The organism is Limnoraphis robusta CS-951 (assembly GCF_000972705.2).
On record NZ_LATL02000106.1, the window covers coordinates 1 to 14685 of the forward strand.

Below are 14685 nucleotides of genomic sequence, written 5' to 3' on the forward strand. Positions count from 1 at the left end.
TAGAGAAAAAATCGTCAAGATGCAAGATGTTGAAGAATGATATCGAGCAATTTCTATGATTGAAAACAGACCTTTGTCTATTCAATCCTCGATAATCAAAGCCTTTAAACAAATCTTGTTAAATTTCTGCGATTTCTTCTCTGTCTAAAGATAGACGGATACCGTGCATCAAACCCATTAACCTTGTAGAAGTTGCCAAAACGTTGACAATTTCCAAACATAGGTAGGGTAGATTCAACCTAATTTTTTGAAAATTGCCAAAAGTTTAGCAATTGATACACCCAAAAAAATCGACCACAGAATAGTAAAACTATGGCAGTCAAAGACGATAAACCCAAATTCCCGAATAATATCCCCCTGGGAAGTATCTTGTTATGGTTAGCAGGTTTAGTCCTGCTAGTCAATACTTTTTTACCCAGTTTATTCGGACAAAATATTCCCCGTGTTCCCTATAGCCTATTCATTGAACAAGTTGAAGACGGACAAGTAACTCAAGCCTACATTGACCAAACTCAAATTCGTTATCAACTCAAACCCCAAGGCGAGGAAGAAAAACCACAAGTTCTGTCTACAACGCCGATTTTTGACCTGGAACTTCCCAAACGTTTAGAAGCCAAAAACGTACAATTTGCTGCCGCCCCGCCTCCTCAGAGTAACTGGTTTACTACATTACTTGGTTGGGTGGTTCCCCCGTTAATTTTTGTGGGAATTTGGATTGGGATTGGCCGCTTTTTACAAAGTCGAGGCGGTGGTTTTGGAGGGCCGCAAGGAGCGCTTTCCATTAGCAAAAGTAAGGCAAAAGTTTATGTTGAAAACGAATCAACCCGCGTCACCTTTAAAGATGTTGCAGGCGTAGAAGAAGCCAAAACCGAACTCGAAGAAGTGGTCGAATTTTTGAAATCTCCCCAACGGTTTACTCAAATTGGGGCGCGTATTCCCAAAGGCGTGTTACTCGTCGGCCCGCCCGGAACAGGTAAAACCTTGATGGCAAAAGCCGTAGCCGGAGAAGCGGGAGTTCCCTTTTTTAGCATTTCCGGTTCGGAGTTTGTAGAATTATTTGTTGGGGCAGGTGCGGCGCGAGTTCGAGACTTATTTGAACAGGCGAAAAAGAAGGCGCCTTGTATTATCTTTATTGATGAATTAGACGCCATTGGTCGGTCTAGAAATGCCGGGGGTGTCTACGGGGGAAATGATGAACGCGAACAAACCCTCAACCAATTATTAACCGAAATGGATGGGTTTTCTGCCGGACAAGCAACGGTTATTGTGTTAGCCGCAACCAACCGCCCGGAAATTCTCGACCCCGCCTTGTTGCGTCCCGGACGTTTTGACCGACAAGTTTTAGTAGACCGCCCCGACTTGAGTGGACGTCTGCAAATTTTGGAAATTTACGCCCAGAAAGTGAAACTGGGTAGTGATGTTAACCTCAGAGCAACTGCTGCTAGAACTCCTGGTTTTTCTGGCGCTGACTTATCGAACCTCGTCAACGAAGCCGCCCTGTTAGCCGCCCGTCGTCGTCAGGAAGCTGTCGCCCAAGAAGACTTTTCCGAAGCCATTGAACGAGTTGTCGCCGGGTTAGAGAAGAAAAGCCGGGTTCTCAACGAAAAAGAGAAGAAAATTGTTGCTTACCATGAAGTTGGTCATGCGTTAGTGGCCGCAGCTGTGGGTGACTCGAAGAAAATTGCTAAAATTTCCATTGTCCCTCGTGGGATGGCGGCTTTGGGTTATACCCTACAACTGCCCACCGAAGACAAGTTCTTGATGAGTGCCGAAGAAATTCAAGCGGAAATTGCCACTTTATTGGGTGGACGTTCCGCCGAGGAAGTTGTGTTTGGCAGTATTACCACTGGGGCGGCTAATGACCTACAACGGGCGACAGACCTGGCCGAACGCATGGTAACAATGTACGGCATGAGTAAGGTGTTGGGGCCGCTTGCCTATGAAAAAGGACAACAAAATAGTTTTCTAGGCGATAATATGATGATGAACCCCCGTCGTAATGTCAGCGACGACACAGCAAAAGCGATTGATGCGGAAGTCAAAGGTATTGTTGAATCTGCCCATAACAAAGCCCTGAATATTCTCAAAAATAATCGGGATTTATTGGAAACCATTGCCCAAAAAATCCTGGATATTGAGGTGATTGAAGGGGATGAGTTGCAAAATTTCTTGAATCAGATTCAATTTGAACACAAAAAAACTGCAACGATTGCTTAGAATAATAAGAGTAGGGGTTTACATCTAGCCCCCCTTGAAAATTAGATCCCCCCTAGCCCCCCTTCAAAAGGGGGGAACTGAACTTAAAAGTCACCCTTTTTAAGGGGGATTTAGGGGGATCTCACCTCCGATTAAAATCGAGGGAACTGAACTTAAAAGTCNTAAGGGGGATTTAGGGGGATCTCACCTCCGATTAAAATCGAGGGAACTGAACTTAAAAGTCACCCTTTTTAAGGGGGATTTAGGGGGATAAAACCCCTACTGATTCTCCGCTACCCCTAAACTTGCAATGAGTATTAAAAAAAAGAAATCTCGATTCCCCGACTCCCAACAAATTGGTAAAATTTTATTAATTATTTCCGGTCTTTTATTTGCGGCTTATTTAGTTTTACCTCGTCAACAACGAGTGCCGCGTGTGCCTTACAGTATTTTTATTCAACAACTCGAAAACAAGCAAGTTGCCGGGGTGCAGGTGGGGGATAATGAAATTCGCTATCGCCTCAAAGGAGAAAAGCAAGATGAGTTAGGGCCATTACTCTCAACTACGCCGATTTTTGACCCCGATTTAGCCAAACGTTTACAACAAAATAATGTTGTTTTTCAAGCGGCACCGCCTCCGAAAAATAGTGGCTTATATGTGCTGTTGAGTTGGATTATTCCGCCGTTAATTTTAGTCGCAGCCTTTCAGTTTTTAGGAAAACGGGATTCAGGAGGTTCCCTGTCAATTCGTAAAAGTAAGGCGAAAGTTTATGTTGAGGGGGCTTCTGATAAAATTACTTTTGCCGATGTTGCTGGCGTTGAAGAAGCTAAAACAGAATTAGCAGAAATTGTTGATTTCCTCAAAAATCCTAAACGATATACCGAAATTGGGGCAAGAATTCCTAAAGGTGTATTGTTAGTTGGGCCGCCCGGAACAGGTAAAACGTTGATGGCGAAAGCGGTAGCTGGAGAGGCGGGAGTTCCCTTTTTTAGTATTTCTGCTTCGGAGTTTGTAGAATTATTTGTCGGGACGGGCGCGGCACGGGTTAGAGATTTATTTGAACAGGCGAAAAAGAAGGCTCCTTGTATTATTTTTATTGATGAATTAGACGCTATTGGCAAGTCAAGAAGTAGTGGCGGGATGCAGAGTGGTAGCAGCGATGAACGGGAACAAACCCTCAATCAATTGTTAACAGAAATGGATGGGTTTACCGTTGGAGATCAGACAGTCATTGTACTCGCCGCAACCAACCGCCCAGAAGCATTAGATGCGGCGTTATTAAGGCCGGGAAGGTTTGACCGACAGGTATTAGTTGACCGTCCAGATTTGGCGGGGCGTAAAGCCGTTTTAGAGATTTATGCGAAAAAAGTTAAACTGGGAGACGATGTTGATTTACATCAAATTGCCACCCAAACTCCCGGTTTTGGCGGTGCAGATTTAGCGAATTTAGTTAATGAAGCGGCGTTATTAGCAGCCAGAAATCAACGTAAAACTGTTGCCCAAGAAGATTTTAAAGAAGCGATAGAACGAGTCGTTGCCGGGTTAGAAAAAAGAAGCCGGGTTCTCAATGAAAAAGAGAAGAAAATTGTTGCTTATCACGAAGTCGGTCATGCGATTATTGGGGCGTTAATGCCGGGTGGTGGAAAGGTGGCTAAAATTTCGATAGTTCCGCGTGGAATGGGGGCGTTAGGCTATACGTTAAAGCTGCCAACAGAAGACCGATTTTTGATGGATGAAACCGAATTTCGCGAACAAATTGCCACTTTATTAGGCGGACGGGCGGCTGAAGAAATAGTCTTTCAACGGGTCACAAACGGCGCTTCTGATGACCTCCAACGGGCGACAGACCTAGCGGAACGGATGGTGACAACCTACGGCATGAGTCAGGTTTTAGGGCCGTTAGCCTATGGGAAAGGGGGCAAAGCAAATTTCTTAGGAAATGAATCCAATAGTCGTCGAAATATGAGTGAAAAAACAGCCGAAGCGATTGATTTAGAAGTTAAAGAAATTGTGGATGCGGCCCATCACTTGGCGTTGGATATTTTAAAGAAAAATCGCGCTTTGTTAGATGAAATAGCTAATCAGTTATTAGCAACAGAAGTCGTCGAAGGGGAAGAATTACAAGCTTGGCTGGATCGGGTTCAGCCCCTCAATTAAGAGAATTTGATTAATTTTTTTTCAGAGAAATTAACAAGGGGTAAAATAGTAGAAAAGAATAGGTTGAATTTGATGTCATGGGTAAAATCGCATCGGCATTAATTGGTTTATGTGTGGGAGATGCGTTAGGCGTTCCGGTTGAATTTCATGTGCGATCTGAACGACGTCTTCACCCCGTTACGACGATGACTGGCTACGGTACTTATAATCAACCGCCAGGAACTTGGTCTGATGATAGTTCTCTAACGCTTTGTTTGGCGGATGTATTATGTCATCAAGGCTATGATTTAGACGCGATCGCAGATTCGTTTTGTCGGTGGTATCGAGAGCGATTTTGGACGGCTAGAGGCGGTGTATTTGATATTGGGGTAACGACTCAAATTGCGATTAATCGTTTGCGAAAAGGAGTTCCCCCAACTGAAGCCGGAGAAACCAGCGATCGCAGTAATGGAAATGGTTCTTTGATGCGAATTTTGCCCTTCGCTTTCCTCTACAAACAAGAGTCTTTTGAAGATTTAATTGCTAAAGTTCACGACTGTTCTAAAATCACTCATGCTCATGCGCGATCGCAAATGGCTTGCGGAATTTATATTAGCATCGCCATCAGCTTATTGGAAGGAATGACGCTCAAAGACGCTTATTTAACGGGTCTTGAACGGATTAAACCCTTGTATGAACAAGGAGAATTTGCCGAGCAATTAAGATANTTTGAAGATTTAATTGCTAAAGTTCACGACTGTTCTAAAATCACTCATGCTCATGCGCGATCGCAAATGGCTTGCGGAATTTATATTAGCATCGCCATCAGCTTATTGGAAGGAATGACGCTCAAAGACGCTTATTTAACGGGTCTTGAACGGATTAAACCCTTGTATGAACAAGGAGAATTTGCCGAGCAATTAAGATATTTTAAACGAGTTTTCCCCGGAGATATTGAGACGTTAGACAGTAAACATATTGAATCGAGTGGTTATGTTTTGCATACCTTAGAAGCATCCTTGTGGTGTTTGTTGACCACATCTTCCTATGCTGAAGCTGTTCTCAAAGCCGTTAATTTAGGCGATGATAGCGATACCACCGGAGCCGTAACCGGAGGATTAGCGGGGATTTATTATGGACTCGAAAATATTCCCTCTGAATGGGTAGAGGTACTGGCGAGAAAAGACGATATTCTCAATTTAGCTCAACAGTTAGAAGACCGTTATCCTGTTTGAGTGAGGAGGTGATTATTCAATGGCTGTAAAGTAGTATCGCCAAATATAGCGCATAGCGCTATAGCCTTGACACCCGCTAAAAGTTAGAGATATTGATCAAGCTTTAATATTTAGGGCGCAAGCCTTATGCCTCTACAATGTGTTTTATTTCTGTGACTCAAATGAGTTAATTCACTTGTGTTACAGTTCGCAAAATTATCAAAAGTAACACAAAAAAGCGACTGTTAACACTTCGATCTCATCGATTAGATTAGATACATAAATCGAACAAGGGAAAACAACTTTAACTCTTGTTTATCAATCCAGGAGATCAACCATGAGTGCAATGACCAACATCGAAACCAACGGACAAGCAACTGCAACTGCTGCTGTTATCCCCGCTTCTGAACCGGTTCAATATGCTGCGGCTCAATCTCGGGGAATTGACTTACCTCTTTTAAAATTAGGTTTAGCAGGTGAGGCGGTTCGTTTCGCCCAACAACGTTTAATTGCTAACGCATATCCAATTAAGTTTAACGGACAATTTGGCCCCCAAATGAAAGCGGCTGTTGAGCATTTTCAAGGCAATTATGGTGGCTTAGTTGTTGATGGAGTTATCGGAGAAAATACCTGGCGGGCGCTGTGTAACGGTGACGCAGAATTTCGTCGCTTGGGTCGGAGTTTCTATTCTCCGTTTGTAGAGACACGGTACCGCTACGATGTGAATATGCCTGAACTTTATCAGGGTTCTGTCGGCGATGCGGTTGAATGTCTCCAATTGCGTCTGTCTGACATTGATTTCAAACTTTCCTATCCCTTGTATATTGATGGCATTTTTGGTCTAAAAACTCGCCAAGCAGTGGAAGCTTTTCAACGGTATAAAGGTTTAAAAGTTGACGGTGTGGTTGGGAAAGAAACTTGGCGTAAGTTGGGCGAATAATCACCTCGAAATGGGGGGAAATCCCCCGATTAAGCCCATTCGTTTGTAGAAGGGAACACACCCTAAAAACCCGTTTTCTCTTTGAAAGCGGGTTTCTGTATGGCGGCCCGGGTTAAAACACACAATTCATTCCAGTTTATCGATTTTATTTTTGAGTTTAATGATGTTGTTTTTACTGTAGTTTAGATGAGCTAAATCAATTGAATAACTGTTGATAACTCAACTAAAGTAACACAAAAAAGCGACTTTTAACCTGGCAATTATAGCGGCTATATTAGAGTTGTAAAGCAAACAAGACAAAACACAATTAACTCTTGTTTATTAGTCTAGGAGATCAACCATGAGTGCAACGACCAACATCGAAACCAACGGACAAGCAATTGCAACTGCTACTGCTATTCCCGCTTCTGAACCGATTCAATATGCTGCGGCTAAATCGAGCGGAATTGTCCTACCTCTTATAAAATTAGGTGCCGCAGGTGAGGCGGTTCGTTTCGCACAACAACGTTTAATCGCTTACAAATATAACATCGGTTTCAACGGACAATTTGGCCCCCAAATGAAAGAGGCTGTTAAGCATTTTCAAGCGAATTATGGTGGCTTAGTTGTTGATGGAATTATCGGGAAATATACCTGGCGGGCGCTGTGCGGACAAGAATTTCCTCTCGGTAAGAAGTTCTATTCTCCGTTTGTACCTACATCCTATCCCTACGATGTTCAGATGCCTGTCCTTTCCAAAGGTGATGTCGGTGATGCGGTTGAATGTCTTCAATTGCGTCTGTATGACCACGGTTTCTTTTGGCTGTATATTGATGGCATTTTTGGGCCACAAACTCTGGATGCCGTTAAAACTTTCCAAGCCAATAAAAGTTTAACAGTTGACGGTATTGTGGGTAAATACACTTGGCGGAAACTAGGTGAATAATCACCTGAGAGATGGGGGATTTTTCCCCACTCCCTAAAATTTCGTCGGTTAACATTCAAAGCTAAAAAACCCGGTTTCTCTTGAGAGATCGGGTTTTTCCGATCAACTTCAATTTATAGGCGCCTGAGAAAACCTGAGAAAACCTGAGAATCACTTCAGTTGAGAATTATCACTTCTAATTAAAGTTCAGAGATTTTCTGTAACGACAAATTAAAGTTTTGCCTTTACCGTAGTAAATACTGAACATTCACAGTCTACTTTAGCCGAAATTACCTGTAAAACTCTAGAAAAGGNATCGGGTTTTTCCGATCAACTTCAATTTATAGGCGCCTGAGAAAACCTGAGAAAACCTGAGAATCACTTCAGTTGAGAATTATCACTTCTAATTAAAGTTCAGAGATTTTCTGTAACGACAAATTAAAGTTTTGCCTTTACCGTAGTAAATACTGAACATTCACAGTCTACTTTAGCCGAAATTACCTGTAAAACTCTAGAAAAGGTTGGAAATTGAACGGGAGGGGAAATCAAATGTAACCCATTGAATTGTGTATTTTACTACTGGCGATCGCGATTTCCGATTAACTCTTTTTATTCCGCTTTCAGTAAGCGAATAAACTCTAAGGGTAAACCATCTGTATCAGCAATAAAAGCCACTTCATAAACCGAATTTCCAATCATTTGCTGAGTCGGTTCGAGTAGAATCTTCAACGGTTGGTATAAATCCGGTTGTTCTTGAGTTGCCTTCTGAAACTGTTCTTTGAGATGATTTAACCATTGAGGTAAATCGGGAGTAGCGGCACTCAAGTCAAAGGAAAGATGATAATATCCCACATAATGCTCATCGCCAAAAGCATCGGGTGGGGGTGAGGGCTGAGGAATTTGAATCAATTCAATTCGCCCATTTAATCCTTCCATCCAACAAGCCAACGTGTAACCTGTTGTAAACCGTTCACAAACCTGAAAACCGAGCTGTTGATAAAAAGCGATCGCCCGATGAATATCAGCAGTGCGAATAGAGGCATGGTGCATGAAAAATGGGGGGTTGAGTGTTTAGAGTGAGCTGAGAAACGGCGATCAATTTACCATGATTTATTCAAACAAGCGAAAATAAGGATAGGGAATCGGCACATCTTGTTCTTTTTCTAAATCAAAATTAATCACATTCCAACAAGGTTCATCTTGAGGATCAGGACTAAAATCAACAGGTAAACCATAGAGTTTGGGTTGAGCGGTATCCGACTGCTCTCGCCAAGGGGTACTGCGTTCGAGATAAGAACTAATCAACTCTCGATAGCGTTGGGCAATAATGACGCGAGTGGCACGATAGCCTTGAGTATAGAGCCGATCTAACGCCTCGTGAATTTCAAATCGAATCCCGTCAGGATGGGTGTGTTGTCGATACCACTCCCCATTCCACTCACGCCAATGCCGTCCTGACTGAAGATGGACTAATTCACTCGTTTCTGGATCAGCTTCAAAAGCGCCATGACGAGGACATAAGTAGGTATCTGTCAGCGTCAAAGCAGGAATCTTTTGACGACAGTGAGGACAGCGAATTTCCGGGCCGAATATAGGGTACTGCAAGGCAGAATTCATGGTGAATACGTTTCGCACCAGAGCTTGTAGACTCTATTATAGCGGGGGTGATTCTTTCCTCCCGGTGAATATTTGCCGAATTAGCCATCAATTAATGATTAAGCCATGAATAATCATGCCGATCAATCTTTCTGTAATCATCCTATAGACTGGCCTGTTCCTGATCTCTCACAAGCGGCTTTTATCGCCCCTAATGCGATGGTTATGGGTTGGGTAGAAGTGGCTTCAGGGGTGAGCATTTGGTACTCAGCAGTGGTTCGAGGAGATGTTGAACGGATTATTATCGGAGCGAGTACCAATATTCAGGATGGCGCAATTTTACACGGTGATCCAGGCCAGATGACAGTATTAGAAGATTTTGTCACCGTTGGACATCGAGCAGTCGTGCATTCAGCTTATATCGAACGAGGAAGCTTGATCGGCATTGGGGCGGTGATTTTAAATGGCGTGCGAGTCGGTAGTGGTAGTATTGTCGGAGCAGGCGCTGTTGTGACGAAAGATGTTCCTCCCCGAACGTTGGTGGCGGGTGTTCCTGCTAAATCTTTGCGAGAGGTGTCAGAAGCCGAAGCGGCTGACTTGATCGAACACGCCCAAAAGTATGAGCAATTAGCGTTGGTTCATCGGAGGAAGGCAAGCTAGCAATAAGCCGTTAGTCTAGGGGCGGGTTGATCTGAGTTATTTTTAGGAAAACATAGATCTGGGTAGAACCCGCCCCTACCCAACACCTGACACCTGACACCTGACACCCTATAAAACTTTTTAATTGAGCAAAAGCAAAAAATGAGATAAAAATAAAGTTATGAGAATTTTTTTAAGAAACTGGAGGAGAACAAATGGATTTCGATTTTCGTCTCGTTGTGGTTTTACTGCCGCTCTTGATTGCTGGAGGCTGGGCTTTGTTTAATGTTGGTGCCGCTGCCCTCAGACAAGCTCAAACCTTTTTGAGTAGCAAATAAGACTCAGACTCGCAAATAGCATCTGCCGACTGTTCTCTCATTTTTAGAGGATGGTCGGTTTTGAGTTTGGGGAGAATTCCCAGAGCTTGGTATGATGGGGAGTGTTTTTGGCTTTATTGTCCCCTAATTAATCCTATGACTCCAGAAACCGCCCTAAGTGAAATCGCCATCAAGCAAAACCTAGAGCAATTTTTATTGGTTCTACTGGTTTCTCTGAGTGTCGCAACAATATCCCGGCTGTTTGTTTGGTTTCGTCGGATTCCTTTTACCCTGCTGTTAGTCATTGTCGGATTAATTCTAGCATTTGAGGATATTCGCCTCGTCAACCTCTCCCCAGAATTGATTTTAGAAATTTTCCTCCCCCCGTTACTGTTTGAAGCGAGTTGGAATATGAAGTGGCGGGAGTTGCAACGAGATTTAATTCCCGTTACCTTGTTTGCCATTGTTGGGGTAATTATTTCGGTTGTTGGTATCGCTTTCGGGTTAAGTTGGTTTGCAGGAATTCCCGGAGCGATCGCTTTATTAGTCGGGGCGAGTCTATCTGCAACTGATCCGATTTCTGTTGTCGCGTTATTGAAGGAATTAGGCGCTAGCCAACGTCTAAAAACCTTAATGGAAGGAGAAAGTCTCTTTAACGATGGAGTGGCGGTTGTCGCTTTTAGTATATTAGTCGCGATACCGATGGGAACCTCTGAGTTTTCAGTGTCCCAAACCTTACTACAATTTTTTACTTTTGTTGGAATTGGGGCGGGAGTTGGATGTTTAATTGGATTTGGAATTTCTTACTTAACTCAACGGTTTGATTCTCCCTTAGTTGAACAGTCTTTAACTCTGGTTTCTGCTTATGGCACCTATGTTGTTACGGAGCAGTTGGGCGGTTCTGGTGTGATTGGAGTCGTTATTGTTGGTTTGATTTTAGGGAATTTTGGTTCTCGCATTGGCATGAATCCCCGAACTCGGATTATTGTGAGTGAATTTTGGGAATTTCTCGCGTTTTTTGTCAATTCAATTGTTTTTCTGTTGATTGGCGATCAGATTCAATTTCCCAGTTTAGCGGCTAATATTCAACCCATTCTCATTGCAATTGCGGGGATGATTATTACTCGAGCANTTGTTGGTTTGATTTTAGGGAATTTTGGTTCTCGCATTGGCATGAATCCCCGAACTCGGATTATTGTGAGTGAATTTTGGGAATTTCTCGCGTTTTTTGTCAATTCAATTGTTTTTCTGTTGATTGGCGATCAGATTCAATTTCCCAGTTTAGCGGCTAATATTCAACCCATTCTCATTGCAATTGCGGGGATGATTATTACTCGAGCAATGAGTACCTATGGCTTAAGTGCGATCAGTAATGGGTTAGCCAATTCTAAAATCAATTTCAAAATTCAAACGATTTTGTGGTGGGGAGGTTTAAGGGGTTCGGTTTCTATCGCGTTGGCGTTGAGTGTCCCGACTGCGTTACAACAACGAGATGAAATTATTGCGACTGTCTTTGGAGTCGTATTATTTACGCTATTGGTTCAAGGCTTAACCACCCAACCTTTATTAAACATCTTAGGGTTAATTGGTGATCAACCCCTGCAACAAGAATATCAAGAATTACTCGCTCGTCGTGTAGCTTTAAACCGAGTCAGAAATCATTTATCAGATGTCATTCGCCGACAAGAAGTTGAGCCAGAATTTTATCGATATCAAGCCGAATTAGTCAATTCAGAACTGACTCAAGTTAAAGAGAAACTTGATAAACTTCAAGAACAACATCCCCAACTCCAAGAAATAAGTCTCAAGTTGTTGTTAGAAGAAATGGTTGATATTGAAGCCAATACCTATGCAGAGTTAATTCGTTCAGGTCGTCTTGATAATAACATCTCGCCGATTCTTTGGGAGGTGTTTGAAGGACAGGAGGAAAAACAGCAAGAAGTTGAATTAACTTCGGAACAACAATCTACATAACCGGATTTTATTCTCGACTTTGAAGCTGACGAAGTTTATAGTTTAAATTGTCAATTTTCTGATTTAAAAACTTAGAAACAGCTCGTTTTTTCTGTTCCAACCAACTTGGATGCTTGAGTGTTGGGCGTTCGTTTGGAGAGTTCAAATAGCGGTAATGCAAGAATAAATCTTTATAGGGGATACCTGTATCTTCCCCTTCACAGAGTTTCGTAAATTTTGAAGACGAAACGCTCATATAATGAAGATAAGTGATGGGTTTACCGTTGTCATACAATACATGCTCAATCTCATCAAATTTTGAAGACCAATGACTTCCCGTAGCCGTTTCTATGCCATGATAAGCAAAATTATAGAAGGAAACACCACTGCGAGCAACGAGATAATTAAATAAAGGTTGATCTGTTCCTCTAAGAGACATGACCTCCGCTTCTCCTGCTTTTAATTTATTTAACAGATCGGCCAAATTTCCTCGATTTAAAACTCCTTTTTTAGAGGCAAACCAACCCGCACAGAAAATTCCTTGTTTAAGCTTTTCAATATCAAAAATATGAGCGAGTTTATTTGATGAAAAATCAAAAACATAATTGGGATCAGAGCGATATTGAAAGTCATTAGCCACCCAATCATATTCTTCTAATTTTTCATAGATATAATCTAGAGAACTCATTAAAAGAGTATCTGCATCAAAATAAACAAATTTCTCAAAAGGCCCATCAAAGCTACAAAATTTTCGGTGCATTCCCATACAATGAACCTGTTTCCATCCTTTAAGTTTCCAAGCTTTTTGAGCTTTTTCGTGGGCTGTCCAAGCCTGAGTTGCAAAGTCTTCCCAAAACTCAATGGATGCTAAGTTGTCAAAAAGAGTAACATTGCTTCGGGATGCAATTTCTGATCGGACTTTATCTAATCGGTTATCATAAGGAATGACACAAACCGGAAGTTCTTTGGCTCCGTTAACTTCCATACTGTTGAGTAAAGAAACAAGCTGATCATAAACCACATCATTCGCTAATGTGTATATACCGTTAGTCATGGGTTTACTCCTAATGTTAAGTCCGAGTTGCTAAAAAAGGTAAAAAACGGCTTAATTTTCTTTGCCATGCGGGTTTTCCCTCATGCAAATAGCGATAATATTCCCAAATATTCCAGTAGGGACAACCGGGCTGCATTCGAGTCCCCGCCCAATGAATATATTGTAGACGTTTCCCATGATCATAAAGAATATGATCTTTTTCTTGAAAATGAGTTGAACCTGCCCAACTTCCTGGCCCGCCTTCGGGTATTTTAACTAAATTTCCCCGCTTGGGAATGTTTTTGAGAACCAAATAATTGAGGATAGGTTGATCGGTAACACCTTCACTAAAATCAAAATATTCTCGATGTTGTGAACATTCTTTCAAAGTTTCATAGAGTCGTTCTAGGCTAATTATCCCTTTTTTAGAAGCCCAAAACCCGCTATTAAAAACATCTTCTAGTTCTTTCTCGGTGAAAATATTTTGTTCTACAACAAACGGGGAAAAAATATTCCGCAATTTTTGACCGGAAAAATGATAGTCACAACAGAAAAAACCCACCTCAGAAAGATAGTCTAAATTCGCGACAATATCCTCAAAAACAACAATATCTGTATCAATATAGAGAAATTCATCTAACGGCCCAAACCAAACAGCTAGCTTTCGCATTTTGTTGGGAAGTTTAAGAAAATCTCGATCAAAAATTTCTCCGATTTGTTGCGTTAACTGTTCAAGAAAATCTAAATCAGGAAAAACTTTAACGTCATGTAAACGACCTAACGTTTCAGCCACTTGATGATAGTCTTCGTTAAACGGAATCAGAAAAATAGGCACAGTTTTATTATAACAGCGAATGCTATTGAGTAAAGCGATCGCATTTTCCATCACTCGATCATTGGCAACAATATAAATTCCACGCATGATGTTTGCTCCTCATTGGGTTAATTTTAATTTTCTCAAAATTCGTTTCAATAAATTAGGTTTTGAACTGGATTTCGGCTCCGGGGGTGGACTGGTAAAAACAGGACGATTTTCGGGTTCGTGAAGATAGCGATAATACAGGAATAAATCACGGTAGGGAAAGGCTAAATTTTCGCCTTGACACACACTTTCAATCGTTTGAGGTTTGACTCCAATATAGTGTAAATAGGTGAGTCGATTTCCTTTGTCATATAAAATGTGATCTTGTTCTTGGAAATGTTTAGAAGTAACGCTACACCCTGTTTTCTCACCTTCTGGTAAGCTATAGGCAAAATTATAACTCGGAATTCCTGAACGCATCACCATATAATTCAATAAGGGCTGTTCTCCGGCTCCATCATATAAAATATCATATTCTCCATTTTGCAAGTTTGATAGTATAAAATCACGAACTTCTTGATTAAATAAGCCTCGTTTAGCACCATAAAAGCCCGAACAAAAAATCTCTGAATCAATCCGCTCTTTTTCAAAGACATTCAGAAGTTTGGGAGATTGTAAATTATAAACTTTTGTGGGATCAAGGAACTGAAAATCATAAACAATCCAATCATATTCATCTAGTTTTTGAAACACGGCATCCAAAGAGTTCATTACCAGTGTATCTGCATCCATATAGATGAACTGATCAAAAGGCCCATCAAACCCACAAAAACGCCGATGAGCGCCATAAAGTCGCAATTTGCGATTGAGTCGTTCGGGTGCTGCGGCTAACATAAATTCATCCCAACGTTGAATCGATTCAGCATCATCGTAAATGAAAACATTGGGTCGCTT

The 14685-nt window shown here is 41.7% G+C and carries 14 protein-coding genes and 1 pseudogene; 10 read left to right on the plus strand and 5 right to left on the minus strand.

All coding sequences use genetic code 11. The features are described 5' to 3' along the window. Positions 1-312: 312 nt before the first annotated feature. The 6 genes from ftsH4 (at position 313) to WN50_RS09640 (ending at position 7412) form a co-directional block, all read left to right on the plus strand. The gene (gene ftsH4, locus WN50_RS09620; protein ID WP_046277085.1) at positions 313-2217 is read left to right on the plus strand and encodes an ATP-dependent zinc metalloprotease FtsH4; all 1905 of its coding nucleotides are present in this window, start codon (positions 313-315) and stop codon (positions 2215-2217) included. Between the two features lie 289 nt (positions 2218-2506). Beyond that, the gene (gene ftsH, locus WN50_RS09625) at positions 2507-4354 is read left to right on the plus strand and encodes an ATP-dependent zinc metalloprotease FtsH (RefSeq protein ID WP_046279241.1); all 1848 of its coding nucleotides are present in this window, start codon (positions 2507-2509) and stop codon (positions 4352-4354) included. Between the two features lie 77 nt (positions 4355-4431). Continuing rightward, on the plus strand, positions 4432-5060 hold a 629-nt coding region (locus tag WN50_RS35965; RefSeq protein ID WP_235440895.1), incomplete at its 3' end, for an ADP-ribosylglycohydrolase family protein. 13 nt (positions 5061-5073) lie between these two features. Continuing rightward, on the plus strand, positions 5074-5568 hold the full coding sequence (locus WN50_RS36885; RefSeq protein WP_281062875.1) for an ADP-ribosylglycohydrolase family protein: 495 nt from the start codon (positions 5074-5076) through the stop codon (positions 5566-5568). A 316-nt stretch (positions 5569-5884) separates the two neighbouring features. Further along, positions 5885-6487: a peptidoglycan-binding domain-containing protein gene (locus tag WN50_RS09635; RefSeq protein WP_049557846.1), complete on the plus strand. Its 603-nt coding sequence runs from the start codon at positions 5885-5887 to the stop codon at positions 6485-6487. Between the two features lie 340 nt (positions 6488-6827). Beyond that, the gene (locus WN50_RS09640) at positions 6828-7412 is read left to right on the plus strand and encodes a peptidoglycan-binding domain-containing protein (RefSeq protein WP_049557844.1); all 585 of its coding nucleotides are present in this window, start codon (positions 6828-6830) and stop codon (positions 7410-7412) included. A 588-nt stretch (positions 7413-8000) separates the two neighbouring features. Here the strand turns inward: WN50_RS09640 and WN50_RS09645 are convergent. Then, positions 8001-8441: a VOC family protein gene (locus tag WN50_RS09645; protein WP_046279243.1), complete on the minus strand. Its 441-nt coding sequence runs from the start codon at positions 8439-8441 to the stop codon at positions 8001-8003. 60 nt (positions 8442-8501) lie between these two features. Beyond that, entirely contained in the window at positions 8502-9008 is a 507-nt protein-coding gene (locus WN50_RS09650; protein ID WP_046279244.1) for a TIGR02652 family protein, read from the minus strand. Between the two features lie 105 nt (positions 9009-9113). Here WN50_RS09650 and WN50_RS09655 point away from each other — a divergent pair, with 105 nt between their 5' ends. From WN50_RS09655 to WN50_RS35975, 4 genes and pseudogenes are all read left to right on the plus strand, one after another. Next, positions 9114-9647 (plus strand): gamma carbonic anhydrase family protein, encoded by a 534-nt coding sequence (locus WN50_RS09655; RefSeq protein ID WP_046279245.1) that lies wholly within the window; start codon positions 9114-9116, stop codon positions 9645-9647. A 194-nt stretch (positions 9648-9841) separates the two neighbouring features. Beyond that, positions 9842-9964 (plus strand): photosystem II protein Y, encoded by a 123-nt coding sequence (locus WN50_RS09660; RefSeq protein WP_046279788.1) that lies wholly within the window; start codon positions 9842-9844, stop codon positions 9962-9964. A 135-nt stretch (positions 9965-10099) separates the two neighbouring features. Beyond that, positions 10100-11074 (plus strand): cation:proton antiporter (locus tag WN50_RS35970; protein WP_235440896.1); only part of this gene is annotated, 975 nt, incomplete at its 3' end. Position 11075: 1 nt separating this feature from the next. Further along, positions 11076-11917 (plus strand): annotated as a pseudogene (locus WN50_RS35975) (cation:proton antiporter); the annotation flags it as partial. Between the two features lie 7 nt (positions 11918-11924). Here the strand turns inward: WN50_RS35975 and WN50_RS09670 are convergent. The 3 genes from WN50_RS09670 to WN50_RS09680 form a co-directional block, all read right to left on the minus strand. Continuing rightward, positions 11925-12950: an Npun_R2821/Npun_R2822 family protein gene (locus WN50_RS09670; protein ID WP_046279790.1), complete on the minus strand. Its 1026-nt coding sequence runs from the start codon at positions 12948-12950 to the stop codon at positions 11925-11927. 16 nt (positions 12951-12966) lie between these two features. Continuing rightward, positions 12967-13854 carry an Npun_R2821/Npun_R2822 family protein gene (locus WN50_RS09675; protein ID WP_046279791.1) on the minus strand — a complete coding sequence of 296 codons (888 nt, stop codon included), beginning with the start codon at positions 13852-13854 and terminating at the stop codon, positions 12967-12969. A 9-nt stretch (positions 13855-13863) separates the two neighbouring features. Next, the coding region (locus WN50_RS09680; protein ID WP_049558924.1) for an Npun_R2821/Npun_R2822 family protein at positions 13864-14685 on the minus strand (822 nt) is incomplete at its 5' end.